This is a genomic window from Collimonas sp. GW821-FHT02H07, from assembly GCF_059421505.1.
Map to the genome: position 1 here is coordinate 45,510 of NZ_JBWKVC010000013.1, position 18,124 is coordinate 63,633.

Sequence of the window (18,124 nt, forward strand, 5' to 3'; positions counted from 1 at the left end):
CGAATAAAAAATTGATTCAGACCAGCCGGCCCTGCCCCGCCACCACTACCGCTCGCCGGCTGCACTACGATGGCATCGAAGCAATGCAATGCGATGCGCCCCGATTAAACTGTATTATTTTTAGATACAGTTAAGAATATAAAAATAGGATCGAAATGATCCTTCCTGCCCCCGGCAAAATTAACTGTAATATACCAGAATACAGTTAACCGCAAAAAAACAGCCTATTTCCCAGCCTTGCCGTCAATCTTGTTGACCAGCTCGCATAGCTTTCTTTCCCGCAGAATATCCAGCAAGGCGCTTTCCACTTCCGACACCACCGGGTCCAGCACCATATCCATGCCGCAGCTGACCGGGCAGCACAGGTCTTTCGAGCGCGTATTGTGCTTCAGCACCGGCCCTTCCTCTACCGCCTGGTAAATCTCCGCAAGGTTGATGGCAGATGCCGGCCGCGCCAGCTGCACGCCGCCGCCCTTGCCTTCCTTGGTCACCACCAGCTTGGCCTTGCTCAGCTTGCGCAGCAGCTCGCGCACGAAAACAGGATTAGTATTGACGCTGGCGGCGATCGCCGTGGACGGGAAATACACTTCCCCGCCCCTGGTGGCGTACTCCACGCTGACTAAGATATGCGCCGCGACGGCAAATCGACTGGACTTCATACTGTAATTATATTCCATACAGATAATCGCGCAACGAATATCTTGGTATATGCTTATGAAGCTGCCGGCGCGCGCGGCCGATCACTATCAAAATGACGAGAACAACATGCCCAAGTACCTGGAAAGAGACGCCGTGGTAAAGCTGGAGGATTTGCCGAATATCGGCAAGGCCGGCGCCGCCGACCTGCGCTGCATCGGCATCCTGCAGCCGGCGCAACTGATCGGCAAATCACCGCTGCAGATGTATGAAGCCTTGTGCGTCGCCACCGGCGCCCGCCACGATCCCTGCGTGATCGATGTCTTCATGTCAGTGGTGCGCTATATGGAAGGCGCTGAGCCGCTGCCGTGGTGGTCGTACACGGCAGAGCGCAAGCGCCTGCTCAAGTCCGGATAACGGACCAGACAGCTTGCCGCCGCATGCGGAGACGGCTATTCATATTCCAGTATTACGAGAATAAAAATGCAATTGACCTGGCTTGAAGATTTTGTCGAACTGGCTCGGACACGCAGTTTTTCTCGCGCGGCGGAAAACCGCTTTGTCACGCATCCGGCCTTCGGGCGCCGCATCCACGCACTGGAACAATGGGTGGGCGCTGAATTGGTGGCGCGCACGCAGCCGCTGTCCCTGACCCCGGCTGGCAAGCTGTTTCTCGACGCCGCGACGCATGCGATCGATGTCCTGCATGCGGCCCGGGCGCAATTGCAGGATGGCGCTCAGCCTCCGGAGGAAATCTTGCGGGTCGCCACCGGCCGTACCCTGGCGCGCACTTTTTTCCCGGGCTGGTATGAAACGATCAACCGGCGTTTCGGACCCTTTCCGGTCTCGGTCAGCACCGGCGGCGCGCAAGAGGTCATCCTGCGCTTGGCGAGCGGCGATGTCGACTTGCTGGTCATTTACTCCAGCCCGGCGACGCGCTTGCTGATTGATCCGCAGCGTTACGAATCCGTCACGCTTGCGCGCGAAATGCTGTTGCCGGTCAGCGCCTCGGATGCCAAGGGACAGCCCAAATTCCGCTTGCCGGCCGGCGATGCGGCAACCCCCATTCCCTGGCTGGCCTTTTCGCAGTCGCTGACGCTGCGTGGCGTACTCGCCAGGCATCTGGCCGGCTTGCCGAAAAAACTGTCGCTGCGCATGGTCTACCAGGCCGACTCTTACGAGTCGATCCTGGAAATGGCGAAGCGCGGCGCCGGCCTGGCCTGGCTGCCGCAACGGCTGGTGCAGGACGATTTAAAGCAAGGCAATCTGCTGCTGGTCGGCGATGCCGACATGCGCGTCGGCTTCGATATTTCCCTCTACCGCATGCGGGGCAACGCCAATGCGCTGGTCAAAGCGATCTGGGAAGGCGTTTCTGCAGACGCCGTCGATGAGCTGTGATATCAGACAGTAAAGCGCGATCGCAATAAAAAGCACAAGCCTGTGCCGAAACGGCAATCGGGACTGCCGTACGCTCCCTATACTTCCTCAAATTTTCAAAAATTGCTGACGCGATCCGCCGCAGGACGCTCTGCAGACGCCGCCGGCAGAGCAGCTTCCGGCATGCCGCCAGCCAGTCTTTGAAAATCAAAAATAGCGCGCATCGTGCATTTCCGCACTGGATGAAACGCAAAAAACAACAATTCTGGAGCCATCGCATGTCATCACAGCCACGAACACTGGACCCTCGCAGCTTGCCAATCCGCAAACCTGGCAATCCCTGGAAAGAAATCTGTGCCGCCAGCATCGGCAACGCGCTCGAATTCTATGATTTGCTGATCTACGGCTATTTCGCGATCGTGATCGGCAAGCTGTTCTTTCCGGCGGCGGATGAAACCACGTCCTTGCTGCTCAGCGTCGGCACATTCGGGATTTCCTTCGTCATGCGTCCGCTGGGCGCCATTGTCCTGGGTTCCTATGCAGACCGGGCCGGACGCAAAGCATCGCTGACCGTATCCATCTTTGTCATGATGATTGGCACGGCGATGATTGCTTTTGCTCCGACCTATGCGCAAATTGGCATTGCCTCTCCCCTGATCGTGATCGTGGCCCGCATGCTGCAAGGCTTTTCCACCGGCGGCGAATTCGGCGCGGCAACGGCATTCATGGTCGAGCATGCCGATGCCAAACGGCGTGGCTTCTTCGCCAGCTGGCAATTGTCGACCCAGGGACTGGCGACCGTGCTGGCTGCCGGCGTCAGCGCGCTGCTCAGTTTTACGCTGACAGAGAACCAGCTGGACGACTGGGGCTGGCGGCTGGCGTTTGGCGTCGGTTTATTGATCGGACCGGTAGGCCTGTATATCCGCAGCCAGATCGACGAAACTCCGGAATTCAAGAAAATTGCGGCGGCCAAGCCGGAAAAATCGCCGTTGAAAGTTGTCCTGCTGCGCGACCGCATCAATCTGCTGCTGGGCATAGGAGTGGTTTCCGGCGCTACCGCATTCAACTACGTGCATAAATTGTATATGCCCACCTATGCATTAAAACAATTGCACATTCCTGCCACCTCCTCATTTCTCAGCGCAATGGTAACCGGGCTGGTCTTGATGATCAGCGCGCCGCTGTTTGGGGCACTGTCGGACCGCTACGGCCGCTTCCGCGTCTTGTCGATGGCGATGCTGACGATTGCCTGCACCTCCTATCCCCTGTTCCTCTTATTGACCACCTGGCCGACGGTCGGCACCTTGATGCTGGTCCAGGGCCTGGTCGGCATCTTGATCGCTGCCTGCCTGGGACCGATCCCCGCGATGCTGTCGGACATCTTCCCGACCAGCACCCGCGGCACCGGACTTGCCCTCAGCTATAACTTTTCCGTCACCGTGTTTGGCGGCTTCGCGCCGCTGATCGTCACCTGGATGATTGCCTTCACGCAGAGCAAACTGGCGCCCAGTTTTTATGTGATGGCGACAGCCTTGATCAGCATCGCAGCAGTGCTCGCGCTGGGCCGCCGGATGGCGCGGCGCGGGCCGGCCTGAACCGGCGGCATCCTCATTTTACTCAGCAACTATATTCAGCTTTTTCGAACAGGAGCAACGCTTGATGAAAACCTTGGAACAGATTCGTGCAAACTTGCATGAATACCCGATCGAGGTGGCTTTCCCCGATATCGCCGCATGGAAAACTGGCAATACAGGCGTCGATTACCTGCATACTTTCGACAGCGGCGTGGCCGGTCCGCATGCCATGATCCTGGCGCTCACCCACGGCAATGAAGTCAGCGGCGCAATCACCGTAGACCAGTTGCTGCGATCGGGAGTGCGTCCGGCAAAAGGCCGCCTCACGCTCGGCTTCGGCAACGTCGATGCCTATCACCGTTTCGACAGCGGCAATCCGGATGCGAGCCGCTTCATTGACGAAGACATGAATCGCGTCTGGTCGGCGGCAAGACTTGACAGCGACGATGATTCGCTGGAATTGCGCCGCGCGCGCGCATTGCGGCCCATCGTCGACAGCGTCGATTTCCTGCTCGACCTGCACTCCATGCATGAAGAAGCGCCGCCGCTGATGCTCAGCGGCCCGCTGGCCAAAGGCATCCGCTTTGCCGCCGGCATCGGCGTTCCCGAACACGTGATCGTCGATGCCGGCCATGCCAACGGCAAGCGGCTGCGCGACTATGGCGCTTTCGGCGACCCTGCCAGCCCGAAGAACGCCTTGCTGATCGAAACCGGGCAGCACTTCTCGGTGCGCAGCAAGGACGTTGCGCTGGATGCGGCGTCTCGTTTCCTGAACAAGACTGGCGTGGTCGCTGCGGCGGATCTGAAGGATTTCATGCTGCACGCCGAGCCTGCGCCGCAGCAAGTGCTGGAGGTAACGCAGGCAGTCATCGCCGACACGATGGATTTTGAATTCGCGCAGGATTTTCGCGGCCTGGAAATGATTGAACACGCCGGCACCGTCATCGCGCGTGACGGCGACAAGCACATTGTCACGCCTTATGACAATTGCGTGATCGTCATGCCGTCGCTACGCCATCTCGGTCCGGGCGTCACCGTCATGCGCCTGGCCCGCGCGCTTGAGAACTGGCAGTGAAAAACGCCGCGCCTTGCCGCAGCGCTGGTCCGCGGCAAGGAAGCAAGGCCTTTTCAAACCGGAATTGCTATCGTCCGCAACTCACTCGGCCTTGGCCAGCATGTTGAAAATGCTGGAGAAATCCAGGCCGCCAGCGCCACTCTTGCTGTGGATATCGTACAGGTTGCGCGCCAGCTCGCCCAGCGGCACGCTGCTGCCGGTCGACAGCGAGTTCTCCACCGCCAGCCCCAGGTCCTTCAGCATCAGGTCGACGCCGAAACCGCCGCTGTAGCCCTTGGATGCCGGTGCATTTTCCATGACGCCGGGACAAGGGTTGTACACTTCCAGCGCCCAATTGCGGCCCGAGCTCTTAGCCATGATTTCCGACAGCACCTTGGGATCCATGCCGTTCGCCATGCCCAGCCGGATCGCTTCCGAGGTGCCTATCATCAGGATTCCCAGCAGCATGTTGTTGCACACCTTGACGGTCTGGCCGCTGCCGTTGTCGCCGGCATGGAAGATCGCCTTGCCCATCTTTTCCAGATACGGCTTGGCCGCGGCGAAGCCTTCGGCCGAACCGCCGACCATGAAAGTCAGCGTGCCGGCCAGCGCGCCGCCGGTGCCGCCGGAGACCGGCGCGTCGAGCATGACGAAGCCCTTCTCGCGCGCTGCTGCCGCCACCTGGCGGGCGGCGTCGGGAGCGATGGTGGAACAGTCGATCAGCAAAGTGCCGGGCGCGGCCTGCGCCAGGATGCCGCTGGCGCCGAGATAAGCCCCTTCGACGTGGCGGCTGGCGGGCAGCATGGTGATGACCACCTTGGCGGCGCCGACCGCAGCGGCCAGGTCGTTGCCAGCGCTGCCGCCGCCGGCGGCGAATTTCTCGACGCTGGCGGCGACCAGGTCATGGCCGCTGACCTTGTGGCCGGCCTTGACCAGGTTGAGAGCCATCGGCAAACCCATGTTGCCGAGGCCGATAAAAACGATTTCGTGGTTCATGGTGGGTCTCTTTCTTGCGTGGTCTTGCATCGCCTGCCGCGGTCGTTTTCACTACGGCGGCAGGCAGCCTCATCATTTCATGGAAATGGTGGTGTTGATTTCACCGCCATCCGCATCCGGCGCAAACCAGCGCGCGGTCACGGTCTTGGTCTGGGTCCAGAACTGCACGGCCTGCTTGCCGTTAGGACCGAGGTCGCCCAGCTTCGAAGCGCGCGAACCGGTGAAGCTGAAATACGCCACCGGCACAGGAATCGGCACGTTGATGCCAACCTGGCCGACATCGATCTCGTTCTGGAACTTGCGCGCCGCCCAACCCGAGGAAGTGAAGATCGAGGTGCCGTTGCCGTTCGGATTGGCGTTGATGAAGGCGATCGCCTCGTCCAGCGTCTCCAGCTCGACCACGCACATGGCCGGGCCGAAAATCTCTTGCGTATAGATATCCATTTTCTCGGTCACGCCGGAGAAAATCGTCGGGCCGACGAAATTACCCTCGGGATAGCCTGCCACCTCGCAATTGCGGCCATCCAGCAGCAGCTGCGCGCCCTGCTCCACGCCGGTACCGATCAGGCGCTCAGTGCGCGCCTTGGCGGCTTTCGACACCATCGGCCCCAGGTCCGCCTGGCGGTCGCTGCCCGGGCCGATCTTCAGGCCGCGCGAACGCTCAACGATTTCCGGTAGCCAGGAGCGCGCCTTGCCGACCAGCAGCACCATCGAGTTCGCCATGCAACGCTGGCCGGCCGCGCCGAACGCCGCGCCCAGCAGGTTGTTGATGGCCTGATCCTTGTTGGCGTCCGGCAGCACGATGCAATGGTTCTTCGCGCCCATCATGCACTGCGCGCGCTTGCCGGCTTCGCTGGCGCGGCGATAGATATGGGTGCCGACGCTGGTCGAACCGATGAAGGAAATCGCCTTGATGTCAGGGTGATCGCACAGCATGTTGGCGACGTCCGGGCCGCCATGGACCACGTTCAGTACGCCCGGCGGCAAGCCGGCCTGCTGCGCCAGTTCCACCAGGAACAGCGACGAGGACGGATCCTGCTCGGACGGCTTGAGGATAAAGGTATTGCCGCAGGCGACCGCCACCGGGAACATGAAGCAAGGCAGCATCACCGGGAAGTTGAAAGCAGTGATGCCGGCGCCCACGCCGAGCGGCTGGTTGATGGTGTAGACATCGACGCCGCTGGCCGCGTTTTCCGCCAGCTCGCCCATTTGCAGCGAGGTGATGGAACAGGCGTGCTCGACCACTTCCAGGCCGCGCATGACTTCGCCTTCGGCATCCGGCAGGGTCTTGCCATGTTCGCGGGTGATCAGCTCGGCCAGCGGCGCGATGTTTTCACGCAGCAGCTGCTGGAACTTGAGCATGATGCGCATGCGCTGCGCCAGCGAGGTATTGCGCCAGCTGGCGAAGGCTTGCTTGGCGTTGGCCACGGCGTGGTCGACTTCCGCCTTGGTGGCGAACGGCACCCGCGCCACGATTTCCTGGGTGGCCGGATTGAGGACGTCGCGCCATTCGGTGCTGGTGGACTGTACGGCTTTGCCGCCGATGTAGAGCGGAACGTTTGGGATGGACATGATGACTTCCTTCAAAATGAAAAACAAAACATAGGCGAAAACAGGCGCAATCCGGGCCGCCCCCGGATTGCATTTTTATTTGGTCAGGGAGCAGGAAGCATCCATAGGCTTGAACGCCTGCTGCGCCGGGATCGTCGACAGCAGCTTGAGATAGTCCCAAGGGGCTTTCGACTCGGCCGGGGTCTTGACCTGGTACAGGTACATGTCATGGATCACGCGGCCGTCGGCACGGATGGAAGCGTTGCGCATGACCGCATCGTGGATAGGAATGTCGCGCATCTTCTGGGTCACGACCTTCCAGTCGTGCGACTTGGCGGCAGCCGCGGCCTTCAGGTAGTGATACACGCTGGAGTAGACGCCGGCATGCACCATGGTCGGCTTGCTGCCTTTGTTCAGCGCTTCGAAGCGCTTGGAGAAGGCGCGCGTATCGTTGTCGAAATCCCAGTAGAAACCATCGGTGTAGACCAGGCCCTGGGCATCGTTGAGGCCGAGCGCATGAACATCCGACAGGAACACCAGCAAGGCTGCCAGGCGCTGGTTCTTGCTGCCGACGCCGAACGCGCGCGCCGCCTTGATCGCATTCACCGTGTCCTGGCCGCCATCGGCCAGGCCGATCACCTGCGCTTTCGAACTCTGCGCCTGCAGCAGGAAGGATGAGAAGTCGCTGGCGTTCAAGGGATGGCGCACCGAACCGATCACCGTGCCGCCCAGGCTCTTGACGACATCGCCCGCATCTTTTTCCAGCGATTGGCCGAAGGCGTAGTCGACCGTGACGAAATACCAGGATTTCTGCCCCATCTTGGTCAAGGCTGCAGCGGCGCCGGCCGCCTGCGAATAGGTATCGAACATCCAGTGGAAGCCGTTAGGCGCGCATTCGGCGTTGGTCAGCACGGTGGTGGCCGGGCCGCTGTACATGGCGATGCCGCCCTTGTCGCGGATCAGCTTTTGCACCGCCAGCGCGACCGAGGAATTGGTGAGGTCGGCGATGGCGTCGACTTTGTCGCGGTCTATCCATTCACGCGCCTTGGAAGCGCCGATGTCGGCCTTGTTTTGGTGATCTGCGCTGAGCAGTTCGATCTTCATGCCCTTGCATTCGGCCTTCATGCAATCCTCGATAGCCATCTTGGCCGCAGCCACCGAGCCCGCCCCGCCCATCGCCGCATACGGACCGGACATATCGGTCAGGATGCCGACCTTGTAGACGTCGCCATCCTGGGCTTGCGCCTGGCTGAGCGCCAGCAAACCCGTTAACGAAAAGACCACGGCCGAACCAGCTGCAAGCAGCCTGCGCTTTGTCATCCTTGTCTCCTGTTTGCAGGGCGGCATGCAATGCCCGCTCTGCGTCGTTTTTATAAAATTTTCTGTAGAGACATTCTGCATGTGCATTATTATTGAAACAATAGACAATAATCCACAATAGCTTTGCATTTTTGCAAAGCGAGGAGATGCAGGTGAAACCGACAAACGCCGTGCTGGACTGGGACAACCTGCGGGTGTTCCTGGAACTGACGCGCAGCCAGGGACTGGTGGAGGCCGCCAAGAAGCTGGGCATAGACCACTCGACCGTATCGCGCCGCATGCGCCGCTTTGAAGAACAGATCGGCAGCCAGCTGTTCGAGCGCAACAACCAGGGCTACACGCTGACCGCCGAAGGCCACCGCCTGATCGAATACGCGGAAAAGATGGAAAGCACCATGTACGCCGCCGCCGAGGAACTGAGCGGCCACAACCGCCTACTGTCGGGCCAGGTGCGGCTGGGCGCCACCGAAGGCTTCGGCACCTTCGTGCTGGCGCCGCACCTGGCGCACTTCTGCGCACGCCATCCGCACATCACGGTCGACCTGCTGCCGGTGCCGCGCTTCGTCAACCTGTCCAAGCGCGAAGCCGACATCGGCGTCACCATCGAACGCCCGCAGAGCGGCAACTATGTGGTCACCAAGCTGACTGACTATCTCCTCAAGCTGTACGCCACCCGCTCCTACCTGGACCGCCACGCACCAATCAAGACGCTGCAAGACCTCAACCAGCACGCCTTCATCGGTTATGTCGACGACCTGGTGTTCAGCGAAGAGCTGCGCTACAAGGAAAACGTCGCCCCGGCCGCCTTCCGCGCCTTCCGCAGCACCAGTGTGATCGCCCAGTACACGGCGGCGCGCAGCGGCCAGGGGCTGGCGATCCTGCCCTGCTTCCTGGCCCAGCAAAGCGAGGATCTGGTGCCGGTGCTGGATGGCCAGGTCGATATCCAGCGCGCGTTCTGGCTGGTGGCCGCCACCGAAACTCGCAATGTGGCGCGGGTGGCGGCGCTATGGCGCTATCTGCGCGAGGTCATCGAACCCAATCGCCCCTACCTGATGGGCGAGTCGCGCGAGATGATCTATCAGGCCGACTGATGCGGAAGCGCGGGAAAATGACGACGCTACGAACGCGGCGCCACGCAGTGATTGATGAAGGCGCGTACTTTTTGAGATGCGGCGAGCGGGATATCCACCTTGAAGCCGATGAAAGTGGCGTCGTCGCGCGCAGTCTGCATGGCGTGGCCGACCGAGCGGCTGGCTGCTATGCGGCCGGCCTGCTCCGGCGTCAGCGTGAAGAAGGTTTGCAGCTCGCCCTTGTCAGCCGCCACGCTGTCCGGATCCGGCAAGGCGGCCATGCCGCCGTCGAGCAATAGCGAATGAACCCAGCGGCCGACAGCCATGGCGTCGGCTTTGTCGCCGGCCTGGTAAAAGGTGAACATCTGGATTTTTTGCTGGTCGCACAGGAAGGCGATTTTGCCGCGGCCGTATTCTGTGTCCTGCATGCCGCGCAAGTATTCGCCGCCATCGGTCACTTCCAGCGACCAGTCGGCAGGCTGACGGCCGTTATTGACCACATTCAACGCCTTCAGCTCGGCGTCGCTCAGCAGGTAGATGCCGTGTTCGCCCTGCTGCACCAGCAGATCGAGCAAACCCTGTCCCACACCCATCACCCGGATGTAATGCGCGATGCCGGCCGACACGATCTGCCCGGTATCGAGGTCGCCGGCGGCGGGCCCGGAGCTGCGCGATACGCGATGCACGCCGTATTGCGAACCCTCGCCGACATAGCGGTAGACGCCGCCCAGGAAGGCCAGCGAACAGGCGCTGTAGCAGACGCCCGGCCGCGGCGCGGCCGACGCCAGGCCGGCGCCGCCTTGATTGCCGCGGCCGGCCAAATAGCGTCCGACATGCGTGCTGGCCCGGGCCTGCCGCAGCAACTGGCCGATTTCCATGCCGGCGAACAGATCGCCGCCGGTCGAATCGAGATAGACTTCCACGCCTGCCGATCCGGTCCGCGCCAGCGCTGCCCTTACCCGCGCCGGCGCTGCGGCATCGATTTCGCCATCGAGGCTCATGATCCACGGCGCCACGACGAGGCCGTCCGCCCCGGCGCGGCCCGGCTGATCAAGGTGCACTGACATGACAGCGGCGCCGGCGTTGGCCGCGCAAAAAAATATCGAAACGGCAACAAGACTGCGCAGCATCGACATCATGGGGTCCGTTCTCATTTATTATTCGGGAATATGCGCAGCATCTTTACGCTCTGCATAAAATAATAGAACACAATGACGCCTGCGCCGAAGTAATTTCCCTCATCCCTCTTGCCCCGATCCCGCCATGATCCTGACCGGCCCCGAACTTGCCCAAGCACTTGAATTTGCCGAAGCCAGCCATTTAAGCAGACAGACCGACGCTTACCGTGAATGGAGCGCAGACCTGCGCGCTCAGGCGGTTGCCGTCGCCGGCGGCATCGCGGCGCTGACCGATCCGGTCTTCGGGCGCAAGCTGAACCACGTCACCGGCTGCGGCATGGACGCGCCGCTGAAGGCAACCGAACTGGCCGAACTGGAAAGCATGTATGCCGCGCAAGGGCTGGAGACGCAGATAGACCTTTGTCCGCATGCGCACAGCGGTACGCTGGCGCTTTTGGCAGCACACGGCTATGCGGTCAATGCTTTCAGCAATACTTACGTGCGCAGCCTGGCTGCGGCAGATGTGCGCACCGCCGCTGCTAACGGAATGGAAGTAACCGGCGACCATGCCTGGGTAGGCGCCAGGTTTGCAAGGCACTCGGTCGCGGGATTTTCGGTGCAGGCGGTAAATCGTCCGCCCGTTTTGCTGGAAGCGCTGGCGCAGATCGCGTTGCGACGCAGTGACACGCGGCTGTTTGCCGCGATCGTAGATGGTCAGATCGCCGGCACGGCGGGGATGAGCCTGATCGAGACGCCCGCCGGCTTGCTGGCGCATTTGTACATCGCCAGCACTTTGCCGGCCTATCGCGGACGCGGAGTGCAGCTGGCGCTCTTGCACGCCAGGCTGGATGCCGCACGCGAAGCCGGCTGCAGGCTGGCCAGCGTCACTGCCCGGCCGGCCAACGCCAGCGCCCGCAACACCGAACGCGCCGGCTTCAGCCTGGCTTACACCAAGGCGACTTTCAGCAAGCGCCCGGCCTAGGCTGGAGCCTCGTCAGGTTTCATTGATCTGCACCGCGATGCCGTCTGCCTGTACCGTGATCTCGCCAGGCTCGAAGGTTTTTCCGCTCAGGCGCAGTTCATCGACGGTAAAGGTATAGATCGGGTAATCCTTCAGCACCTGCTCAGCGACCATGGCGCCGATCTGGCTCAACTGCTCCCGGTATTGCTGCGGCACGCTGCTGAAATCGATGGTGTCGACGGAGGGACTGTCAAGACGGATGGCGCGCGTTGCCTTGTCGTACTTCAGGCGGCTGCTCAAGGTGATATTGCCGTTCAGCGGCGTCGCCAGCAGCAAGGGACTGAGCACGCTGACATGCACCAGCGTGACGACCCGGTTCTGCGGCGCATTGAGGCTCAGCTGCGGGCTTTTCAAATCGACGTTGAACACTTCCGCATAGCGCAGCCGCAGCGGAAATTTGCGCTCGATCGCGCTCTGCAGCTGCTGCTGCGTAAACGTGTATTCATTGGACCAGATGTTGTAGCCGGCCCAGGCACCGCCGGCAGCGCCGAACACACCCAGGGCCAGCAGCGATTTGATCAGCGTGCGCCGCTTCATAGTTACTTTCATAGCCATTCTTGTCACTTTCAAACGTCAAATGGCGGATGCCATTTTTCCAGCCAGCCGAACTTCGACCGGCGCGCGCCGGAAAAAATCCCTCAGCCTGCCCAATAACACCGCTTGAAGTCACGCCAGCGCACTTACTCTCCCTTGCGCAATGCACACTTTACCTTGATCATGTAGCCGATAACAGACCCCAGCACGCCCCACGGGTAAAAGACGGTGCCCCCATCCTGGCTCCTCACGAATAATGCGGTGGCTTGCTTCGATCCGGAAAAATTCATTTTCGGACAAACGACCAGAACAGTCCACTAGTCAAGCAGGCAGCAGGATGACGCCGCCGGCGGTCTTGCCGCTTTCCAGCTGACGATGGGCTTCGGCTGCTTCCGCCAAAGACAGCGTGAGCGAGACATCCATGACAAGGCCACGCGCCAGGCGAGCCAGAGTTGCCTCCGCGCCTTCCCGGTAGCGGGACAGGTCCGACATGAAACGGAACACGCTCGGACGCGACAGCGCAATGGAACGATAAGGGCCAAGCTCGCTGAGCGGCAGGACGGCGCTGTCTTCATTGCCGCTGATTGCCGCTTGGCCGACGCTGGCCGCCATGCCGAACGGGCGTACGGTCTGCAGCGTCTTGCTCAAGGTCTCGCCGCCGACGCCATCGACCGCAAAATCGACGCCGCGGCCGTCGGTCAGGCGCATCGCTTCGGTCACGAAATCCGTTTGCCGATAGAGAATCGCCTCCTGATAGCCCTTGCTCCTGGCCACCTCGCCCTTGCCCGCGCTGCCGACAGTGCCGATCATGCGCGCACCCAGCGCCGCGCCCCACTGCCCCAGCACCTGGCCCAGTCCGCCGGCAGCCGCCTGCACCAGGACGGTGTCGCCGGCGCGCACCCTGGCGACATGCTGGAACAGCATCTGGGCAGTGATGCCGCGCAGCAGAGTGCCGGCGGCCTGGATGTCGCTGACGCCTGCCGGAATCTTGATCAAGCGGTTCAGTGCGACATTGCGGGCAGTCGCATAGGCGCCGGCCGGCAATCCGGCGTAGACCACGCGGTCGCCGACCTGCACGTCGCTGCAATCCTGGCCGCCCTGTTCGCCGCCCATGGCTTCTACCACGCCGGCCGCCTCGACGCCGAGCACCGCGGGCAGTTCCGGCAGGCGGTACAGGCCGATGCGGTGATAAATGTCAGCGAAATTAACGCCGATGGCCGTGTGGCGCACACGCACCTCGCCGGCGCCAGGCGGCGGCAAATCGATGCTTGCCGCCTGCAATACGCCGGCATCGCCGGGCTGACTCATTCTGATGACCAGTTCCTTGCTCATGATGTGCTCCAGGTTGAGGGATTGAGAAGCATGGTAATGAAAATATTTATGCACTGAAAGCCGTCAAATATTCGCCTTTCATGTGCATAATTGCACCATGACCAATCTCAACTGGAACGATCTGCGCTACTTCCTGGCGCTGGTGGACAGCGGCAGCCTGACCGCCGGTGCACGCCGGCTGAAGGTGGAACACACCACGGTGGCGCGCCGCATCGAGGCGTTGGAAGAGGCGCTCGGCCTGAGGCTGTTCGAGCGCCTGCAGCGCCAATGGAAGCTGACGCCGGAAGGAGAAAACCTGCTGGCCGGCGCGCGCCGCCTGGAACAGGAAGCGCTGGCGCTGGAGCGGGCGGCGGCCGGGGCCGCGCCGCTGGCAGGCACCGTGCGCATTTCCGCGCCGCCGGTCATCGCCAGCCATCTGCTGGTGCCGCAGCTGGGCTTCCTGCGCCGGCGCCTGCCCGGCATCGCTTTGGAAGTGGTGGGTGAAAGCCGCGAAGTCAACCTGACCCGGCGCGAGGCCGACATCGCCTTGCGCCTGTCGCGGCCGGCCGCGGCAGAGCTGGCGGTGCGGCCCCTGATCGAGATCGGCTATGGCCTTTACGGCGCCAAGGAATATCTCGCCGGCGCCAAAAAGGATGCCTGGGAATTCATCGGCTATGAAGAAAGCCTGCTCGCCACGCCGCAGCAGAAGTGGCTGGAAAAGATCGCTGCCGGCCGCCCTTTCCCGCTACGCTCGAACGACCTGAGCAGCCTGTACCAGGCGGCGCGCGCAGGCTTGGGCGTCAGCGCCCTGCCGCACTTCCTGGGGCGCCACGACCCATTGCTGAAACTGGTAACCGCGCCGGCCTGTCCGGTAGTGCTGACGGTCTGGCTGGTCATGCATCCCGAAGTACGACGCTCGCCGCGCATACGGGCGGCGGCGGACGGGTTGATCGAACTGTTCGGGCAAGCCGGCGTGAAACGGCTGGCCGGGTAGCCTTGCGGCCTGTCTCGCTGCCTTCAGCTGCTGCGAACAGTGGCGCCGCACTACTTGATCGTATCGGCGGCTGCCTTGCACACGGCAGCGTCCTGATCGCCCGTGCCGCCGCTACAGCCGATAGCGCCGACAAGCTTTCCTCCTTCCACCAGCGGAAACCCGCCCGGCGATGCCACCAGTTGCGCATCCAGCGTTTGCACGTATCCATGCCCGGTCTCAAACTGGTTGTAGAAGATTCGGGTTTCGCGGCGGAATCTCGCAGACGTGCGTGCTTTGTTCTGGGATATCGCGATCGATGCGAATTGCGCGCCGTCCATGCGCTCGAACGCGAGGAGTTCGCCGTGCGGGTCGACGACAGCGATGTTCATTTTCCAGTCGTGTTTCCTGGCTTCCGTTTCCGCAATCGCGAGCAGCTTCTTCGCGCTGTCCAGACCAATCGCAGCGCCATACGGAATCTCGAATGGCATCTTGTCGGGCGTCCCGCCCGCCGGGGGTTGTGAGGCCGGGGTTTGCGCCGTCGCGGCGGTTGCCGCGGCCAGGCAGGCTGCGCAGGCGATCTGGATGAGGTTTTGCATCGCATCATCTCCCATGGGTTGGCGGGAGCCGCGTGCTTGAGGCTGTGTCGGAGCGCTAGGCACGCCGGGCTGGTAGTTTCCCACTGTAGCGCCACGCTGGGCGGCACGCAAGGGGCATTTGCTCATCGTGAGCGTAGCGGATTTTCCGCCGCGACAGCCGCGCCATTTCAGTCAATCAGACGCCTCAGGTGTATGCTAATGCCGTAAATCCTGATGTGCAGCTTTTCGCGGAAATTCAGTGCAGTACAAAAATGATATCGAGATCCCGGAAACGCAGGCGGCATGCAGGTCTCAGACCTTGAACCGGGGCGGAGCCATACCGCGGTCGCTAGAACTATCCTGCAATACCGCGACCCATATCGAAGTTCGTCATCACAGCGCAGAGAAAGGCAAAGAAATCATGGCTACGAACACAATCCGGCTTCATCGCGTGCTCCGGGCGCCTCCGGAGAGAATCTACCGGGCGTTTCTTGATGCCGACGCGATGACTAAATGGCTTCCGCCAAATGGTTTCACTGGCAAGGTCCACCATATTGATGCCAAAGTCGGCGGCACTTATAAAATGTCGTTTACGAACTTCGCCACGAAAAATAGTCATTCCTTTGGCGGGGAGTATCTCGAGCTAATACCTAACGAACGAATTCGGCATACGGACAAATTCGACGCCCCTGATTTGCCGGGGGAGATGCAAACGACGATTTCTTTACAAAAGGTCTTCTGCGGCACTGAAGTAAACATTGTGCAAGAAGGCATACCGGAAGCCATTCCGCCTGAGGCTTGCTATCTCGGATGGCAGGAATCGCTCACTCTACTTGCGCAACTGGTTGAGGCTGAGATTTCTGAATAACCGGCAGGCAGGCGCCGCCATGAGCACGATCGCCCCTTCGCTCGTCGCTGCCAGTGCAGCGATCATTCTGCTGCTGGGTCTCCTGCATCTCCTGTACACCTTCTACGGTCCAAAGCTGTTGCCCCGCGATCGTGAACTGCAAACACGCATGCAAGAGGTCTCGCCTGTTATCACGCGCCAAACAACGATGTGGAAGGCCTGGGTCGGCTTCAACGCTAGCCATAGCTACGGCCTCATCCTGTTCGGCGCCGTATATGGTTACCTGGCCCTCGCGCTCATCGTCCGTTGGGCTTAACCTTCTTTTACGCGGACGCGCCAGCAGCGGGCCGCTTCAGAATATTGACATTTTTAACGTCTGAATTAACTCGCTGCCGGCTGACTGCGCTGCTATTGGATTGCGCCACCCTCGGCGATCGGGTTGAATGACTTGTCAGGCCGGCGTGCGAGCGCAGTCTTGCTGGCGGAAATGGCGATGGGAACACCAAACAGCAACATGTGAGACAACAGATCCAAGGTGCTGCCAAGTGGCTTGAAAGTTACCGGGAATGGGAACGCAGAAAGCGGCAGCGCAAGCAGCCGCATGATGAGAAACACCACGACGCCGAACACGATGCCGGATACCAGCGGACGACGCAGCGTCCCTAGCATCTAGCGAATTTTCATTCAGCGATACATCCGCAATCGTTCAAAGCCGCCTATCAAGCTTGTTCATTATTGTGTTCAGCAATATCCATCATGCCATCTATCGCAACTATAGCTTGACTTAAAGCTTACTTTAACTTGTATCCTGGCCCGCAACCCAACTTCGCACATTGCTTGAATCACTAAGTTGGCCTCACGTTACTTATACATCAACACATCAGGCATTCAAGGAACCGATATGGAAGCAAGTTTTTGGCATAAAAAATGGGAACGAGGCGAGATCAATTTTCATGAGAGCGAGGCAAACACGCTGCTGACAGAACATTTTGAAAAATTGAATCCGGCAAATGGCAGTCGCGTATTCCTGCCCTTGTGTGGCAAGACACGCGATATTGCATGGCTGCTTGCCCGCGGCTATCGCGTTGCCGGCGCAGAATTGAGCGGACATGCCATCAGCGAACTGTTTAAAGAACTTGCCTTAGAGCCGAAAATATCCAAAGTCGGGGAGTTGGCACGCTACAGCGCCAAGGATATCGATATATTTGTGGGTGATATTTTTGAGGTGTCTGCCGAATGTCTCGGACCCATAGACGCGATATACGATCGCGCAGCTTTAGTTGCCCTGCCCCTTTCCACACGAGAGAAATATGCGTCGCACCTGATGAAAATAACCGGCGCAGCGCCACAGTTGCTGATCACTTATGAATACGAGCAAGCGCTGATGGACGGCCCACCGTTTTCAGTTAACGGGGACGAAGTAAAACAGCACTATGGCGCGGCTTACCAATTGACGCCTGTTGAAAACAAGGATGTCGCGGGCGGATTGAAGGGAAAAGTTGCGTCAACGGAGACCGTCTGGCTGCTCCGGAAAGCCCATAAATAATGCACTGAGGCGCAGCCGAGCGCGTCGACTCCTCTCCTTTTTTCAGCGCAACCACGCCGCGCAGCCTGGCGCTGCTGCCGGTAGCTGACGACATCCTGGCCGCAGGCGCTTAAGCAGGCACTGCAGCCAGCGGGGTTTTCCGCGATACTGCCGGTAAGCACGGCTACAGACCCAAAAGCCGGCAAGCGGCGCGGCAGGTTGTATACTGTCGGCTTTTTACGGCGCCAGCCTTACTCCGAAAGACAAGATCATGAGCACTCTGCCAGCCTGCCCCAAATGCAGCTCCGAATTCACCTATGAGGACGGCGGCCTCTATATCTGCCCGGAGTGCGCCCATGAGTGGCCGCAGCAGGCGGCGGCCGATGCCGCCGGCGACGGCGCCAAGGTTTACCGCGACGCTGTCGGCAATATCCTGCAGGACGGCGATACCGTCACCGTCATCAAGGACTTGAAACTGAAGGGCTCCGGCGGCGTGGTCAAGGTCGGCACCAAGGTAAAGAACATCCGCCTGGTCGACAGCGATCACGACATCGACTGCAAGATCGACGGCTTCGGCGCCATGAGCCTGAAATCGGAGTTTGTAAAAAAGGTGTAATCATGCGGGAGTCTTGACCGGCTCCC

The 18,124-nt window shown here is 60.7% G+C and carries 21 protein-coding genes; 11 read left to right on the forward strand and 10 right to left on the reverse strand.

Going from position 1 to position 18,124, the window contains the following annotated elements:
• Positions 1-224 precede the first annotated feature (224 nt).
• The gene (locus AC07V8_RS19215; RefSeq protein ID WP_494679316.1) at positions 225-659 is read right to left on the reverse strand and encodes an Rrf2 family transcriptional regulator; all 435 of its coding nucleotides are present in this window, start codon (positions 657-659) and stop codon (positions 225-227) included.
• Positions 660-708: 49 nt separating this feature from the next.
• Between AC07V8_RS19215 and AC07V8_RS19220 the strand changes: the two genes are divergently transcribed.
• Positions 709-1,053: a helix-hairpin-helix domain-containing protein gene (locus AC07V8_RS19220; RefSeq protein WP_494679317.1), complete on the forward strand. Its 345-nt coding sequence runs from the start codon at positions 709-711 to the stop codon at positions 1,051-1,053.
• Positions 1,054-1,119: 66 nt separating this feature from the next.
• Entirely contained in the window at positions 1,120-2,034 is a 915-nt protein-coding gene (locus AC07V8_RS19225) for a LysR family transcriptional regulator (protein ID WP_494679318.1), read from the forward strand.
• Positions 2,035-2,129: 95 nt separating this feature from the next.
• Here the strand turns inward: AC07V8_RS19225 and AC07V8_RS19230 are convergent, their stop codons facing one another.
• The gene (locus AC07V8_RS19230; protein ID WP_494679319.1) at positions 2,130-2,288 is read right to left on the reverse strand and encodes a hypothetical protein; all 159 of its coding nucleotides are present in this window, start codon (positions 2,286-2,288) and stop codon (positions 2,130-2,132) included.
• A 3-nt stretch (positions 2,289-2,291) separates the two neighbouring features.
• On the opposite strand from AC07V8_RS19230, the gene AC07V8_RS19235 reads away from it, so the two are divergent.
• Both AC07V8_RS19235 and AC07V8_RS19240 read left to right on the forward strand, forming a co-directional pair.
• Positions 2,292-3,608 (forward strand): MFS transporter, encoded by a 1,317-nt coding sequence (locus AC07V8_RS19235; RefSeq protein ID WP_494679320.1) that lies wholly within the window; start codon positions 2,292-2,294, stop codon positions 3,606-3,608.
• Positions 3,609-3,672: 64 nt separating this feature from the next.
• Positions 3,673-4,662 carry a M14 family metallopeptidase gene (locus AC07V8_RS19240; RefSeq protein WP_494679321.1) on the forward strand — a complete coding sequence of 330 codons (990 nt, stop codon included), beginning with the start codon at positions 3,673-3,675 and terminating at the stop codon, positions 4,660-4,662.
• 81 nt (positions 4,663-4,743) lie between these two features.
• Here AC07V8_RS19240 and mmsB read toward each other — a convergent pair whose 3' ends face one another.
• The 3 genes from mmsB to AC07V8_RS19255 form a co-directional block, all read right to left on the reverse strand.
• Entirely contained in the window at positions 4,744-5,637 is an 894-nt protein-coding gene (gene mmsB, locus AC07V8_RS19245) for a 3-hydroxyisobutyrate dehydrogenase (protein WP_494679322.1), read from the reverse strand.
• A gap of 72 nt (positions 5,638-5,709) precedes the next feature.
• A complete protein-coding gene (locus AC07V8_RS19250; RefSeq protein WP_494679323.1) occupies positions 5,710-7,209 on the reverse strand; it encodes a CoA-acylating methylmalonate-semialdehyde dehydrogenase in 1,500 nt (499 codons plus the stop codon).
• A gap of 75 nt (positions 7,210-7,284) precedes the next feature.
• Positions 7,285-8,508 (reverse strand): ABC transporter substrate-binding protein, encoded by a 1,224-nt coding sequence (locus tag AC07V8_RS19255; protein ID WP_494679324.1) that lies wholly within the window; start codon positions 8,506-8,508, stop codon positions 7,285-7,287.
• Positions 8,509-8,678: 170 nt separating this feature from the next.
• On the opposite strand from AC07V8_RS19255, the gene AC07V8_RS19260 reads away from it, so the two are divergent.
• Positions 8,679-9,599, forward strand: coding sequence for a LysR family transcriptional regulator (locus AC07V8_RS19260; protein WP_494679450.1), 921 nt, complete (start codon positions 8,679-8,681; stop codon positions 9,597-9,599).
• A 26-nt stretch (positions 9,600-9,625) separates the two neighbouring features.
• Here the strand turns inward: AC07V8_RS19260 and AC07V8_RS19265 are convergent, their stop codons facing one another.
• Positions 9,626-10,645 (reverse strand): hypothetical protein, encoded by a 1,020-nt coding sequence (locus AC07V8_RS19265; RefSeq protein ID WP_494721485.1) that lies wholly within the window; start codon positions 10,643-10,645, stop codon positions 9,626-9,628.
• Between the two features lie 196 nt (positions 10,646-10,841).
• On the opposite strand from AC07V8_RS19265, the gene AC07V8_RS19270 reads away from it, so the two are divergent.
• The gene (locus AC07V8_RS19270; RefSeq protein WP_494679326.1) at positions 10,842-11,678 is read left to right on the forward strand and encodes a GNAT family N-acetyltransferase; all 837 of its coding nucleotides are present in this window, start codon (positions 10,842-10,844) and stop codon (positions 11,676-11,678) included.
• Between the two features lie 12 nt (positions 11,679-11,690).
• Here AC07V8_RS19270 and AC07V8_RS19275 read toward each other — a convergent pair whose 3' ends face one another.
• The gene (locus AC07V8_RS19275) at positions 11,691-12,266 is read right to left on the reverse strand and encodes a DUF1439 domain-containing protein (RefSeq protein ID WP_494679327.1); all 576 of its coding nucleotides are present in this window, start codon (positions 12,264-12,266) and stop codon (positions 11,691-11,693) included.
• Between the two features lie 306 nt (positions 12,267-12,572).
• A complete protein-coding gene (locus AC07V8_RS19280; RefSeq protein WP_494679328.1) occupies positions 12,573-13,583 on the reverse strand; it encodes a quinone oxidoreductase family protein in 1,011 nt (336 codons plus the stop codon).
• A 97-nt stretch (positions 13,584-13,680) separates the two neighbouring features.
• Between AC07V8_RS19280 and AC07V8_RS19285 the strand changes: the two genes are divergently transcribed.
• Complete coding sequence (locus AC07V8_RS19285; protein ID WP_494679329.1) at positions 13,681-14,556, forward strand: LysR family transcriptional regulator; 876 nt, start codon at positions 13,681-13,683, stop codon at positions 14,554-14,556.
• 50 nt (positions 14,557-14,606) lie between these two features.
• Here AC07V8_RS19285 and AC07V8_RS19290 read toward each other — a convergent pair whose 3' ends face one another.
• Positions 14,607-15,131 carry a GlcG/HbpS family heme-binding protein gene (locus tag AC07V8_RS19290; protein ID WP_494679330.1) on the reverse strand — a complete coding sequence of 175 codons (525 nt, stop codon included), beginning with the start codon at positions 15,129-15,131 and terminating at the stop codon, positions 14,607-14,609.
• Positions 15,132-15,531: 400 nt separating this feature from the next.
• Here AC07V8_RS19290 and AC07V8_RS19295 point away from each other — a divergent pair, with 400 nt between their 5' ends.
• Positions 15,532-15,978: an SRPBCC family protein gene (locus AC07V8_RS19295; protein ID WP_494679451.1), complete on the forward strand. Its 447-nt coding sequence runs from the start codon at positions 15,532-15,534 to the stop codon at positions 15,976-15,978.
• Positions 15,979-15,997: 19 nt separating this feature from the next.
• Positions 15,998-16,273 carry an LIC_13387 family protein gene (locus AC07V8_RS19300; RefSeq protein WP_494679331.1) on the forward strand — a complete coding sequence of 92 codons (276 nt, stop codon included), beginning with the start codon at positions 15,998-16,000 and terminating at the stop codon, positions 16,271-16,273.
• Between the two features lie 92 nt (positions 16,274-16,365).
• On the opposite strand, the gene AC07V8_RS19305 is transcribed toward AC07V8_RS19300, so the two are convergent.
• On the reverse strand, positions 16,366-16,626 hold the full coding sequence (locus tag AC07V8_RS19305) for a hypothetical protein (RefSeq protein WP_494679332.1): 261 nt from the start codon (positions 16,624-16,626) through the stop codon (positions 16,366-16,368).
• 232 nt (positions 16,627-16,858) lie between these two features.
• Between AC07V8_RS19305 and tmpT the strand changes: the two genes are divergently transcribed.
• Both tmpT and AC07V8_RS19315 read left to right on the forward strand, forming a co-directional pair.
• Positions 16,859-17,503, forward strand: coding sequence for a thiopurine S-methyltransferase (gene tmpT, locus AC07V8_RS19310; protein WP_494679333.1), 645 nt, complete (start codon positions 16,859-16,861; stop codon positions 17,501-17,503).
• A 250-nt stretch (positions 17,504-17,753) separates the two neighbouring features.
• A complete protein-coding gene (locus tag AC07V8_RS19315) occupies positions 17,754-18,098 on the forward strand; it encodes a zinc ribbon domain-containing protein YjdM (protein ID WP_211441925.1) in 345 nt (114 codons plus the stop codon).
• Positions 18,099-18,124 lie beyond the last annotated feature (26 nt).

Excerpts from the sequence above, each read along its gene's own strand:
- AC07V8_RS19215 (WP_494679316.1), bottom strand. The coding sequence starts at position 659 with ATGAAGTCCAGTCGATTTGCCGTCGCGGCGCATATCTTAGTCAGCGTG.
- AC07V8_RS19220 (WP_494679317.1), top strand. The coding sequence starts at position 709 with ATGCTTATGAAGCTGCCGGCGCGCGCGGCCGATCACTATCAAAATGAC.
- AC07V8_RS19225 (WP_494679318.1), top strand. The coding sequence starts at position 1,120 with ATGCAATTGACCTGGCTTGAAGATTTTGTCGAACTGGCTCGGACACGC.
- AC07V8_RS19230 (WP_494679319.1), bottom strand. The coding sequence starts at position 2,288 with ATGGCTCCAGAATTGTTGTTTTTTGCGTTTCATCCAGTGCGGAAATGC.
- AC07V8_RS19235 (WP_494679320.1), top strand. The coding sequence starts at position 2,292 with ATGTCATCACAGCCACGAACACTGGACCCTCGCAGCTTGCCAATCCGC.
- AC07V8_RS19240 (WP_494679321.1), top strand. The coding sequence starts at position 3,673 with ATGAAAACCTTGGAACAGATTCGTGCAAACTTGCATGAATACCCGATC.
- mmsB (WP_494679322.1), bottom strand. The coding sequence starts at position 5,637 with ATGAACCACGAAATCGTTTTTATCGGCCTCGGCAACATGGGTTTGCCG.
- AC07V8_RS19250 (WP_494679323.1), bottom strand. The coding sequence starts at position 7,209 with ATGTCCATCCCAAACGTTCCGCTCTACATCGGCGGCAAAGCCGTACAG.
- AC07V8_RS19255 (WP_494679324.1), bottom strand. The coding sequence starts at position 8,508 with ATGACAAAGCGCAGGCTGCTTGCAGCTGGTTCGGCCGTGGTCTTTTCG.
- AC07V8_RS19265 (WP_494721485.1), bottom strand. The coding sequence starts at position 10,645 with ATGTCAGTGCACCTTGATCAGCCGGGCCGCGCCGGGGCGGACGGCCTC.
- AC07V8_RS19270 (WP_494679326.1), top strand. The coding sequence starts at position 10,842 with ATGATCCTGACCGGCCCCGAACTTGCCCAAGCACTTGAATTTGCCGAA.
- AC07V8_RS19275 (WP_494679327.1), bottom strand. The coding sequence starts at position 12,266 with ATGAAAGTAACTATGAAGCGGCGCACGCTGATCAAATCGCTGCTGGCC.
- AC07V8_RS19280 (WP_494679328.1), bottom strand. The coding sequence starts at position 13,583 with ATGAGCAAGGAACTGGTCATCAGAATGAGTCAGCCCGGCGATGCCGGC.
- AC07V8_RS19285 (WP_494679329.1), top strand. The coding sequence starts at position 13,681 with ATGACCAATCTCAACTGGAACGATCTGCGCTACTTCCTGGCGCTGGTG.
- AC07V8_RS19290 (WP_494679330.1), bottom strand. The coding sequence starts at position 15,131 with ATGCAAAACCTCATCCAGATCGCCTGCGCAGCCTGCCTGGCCGCGGCA.
- AC07V8_RS19295 (WP_494679451.1), top strand. The coding sequence starts at position 15,532 with ATGGCTACGAACACAATCCGGCTTCATCGCGTGCTCCGGGCGCCTCCG.
- AC07V8_RS19300 (WP_494679331.1), top strand. The coding sequence starts at position 15,998 with ATGAGCACGATCGCCCCTTCGCTCGTCGCTGCCAGTGCAGCGATCATT.
- AC07V8_RS19305 (WP_494679332.1), bottom strand. The coding sequence starts at position 16,626 with ATGCTAGGGACGCTGCGTCGTCCGCTGGTATCCGGCATCGTGTTCGGC.
- tmpT (WP_494679333.1), top strand. The coding sequence starts at position 16,859 with ATGGAAGCAAGTTTTTGGCATAAAAAATGGGAACGAGGCGAGATCAAT.
- AC07V8_RS19315 (WP_211441925.1), top strand. The coding sequence starts at position 17,754 with ATGAGCACTCTGCCAGCCTGCCCCAAATGCAGCTCCGAATTCACCTAT.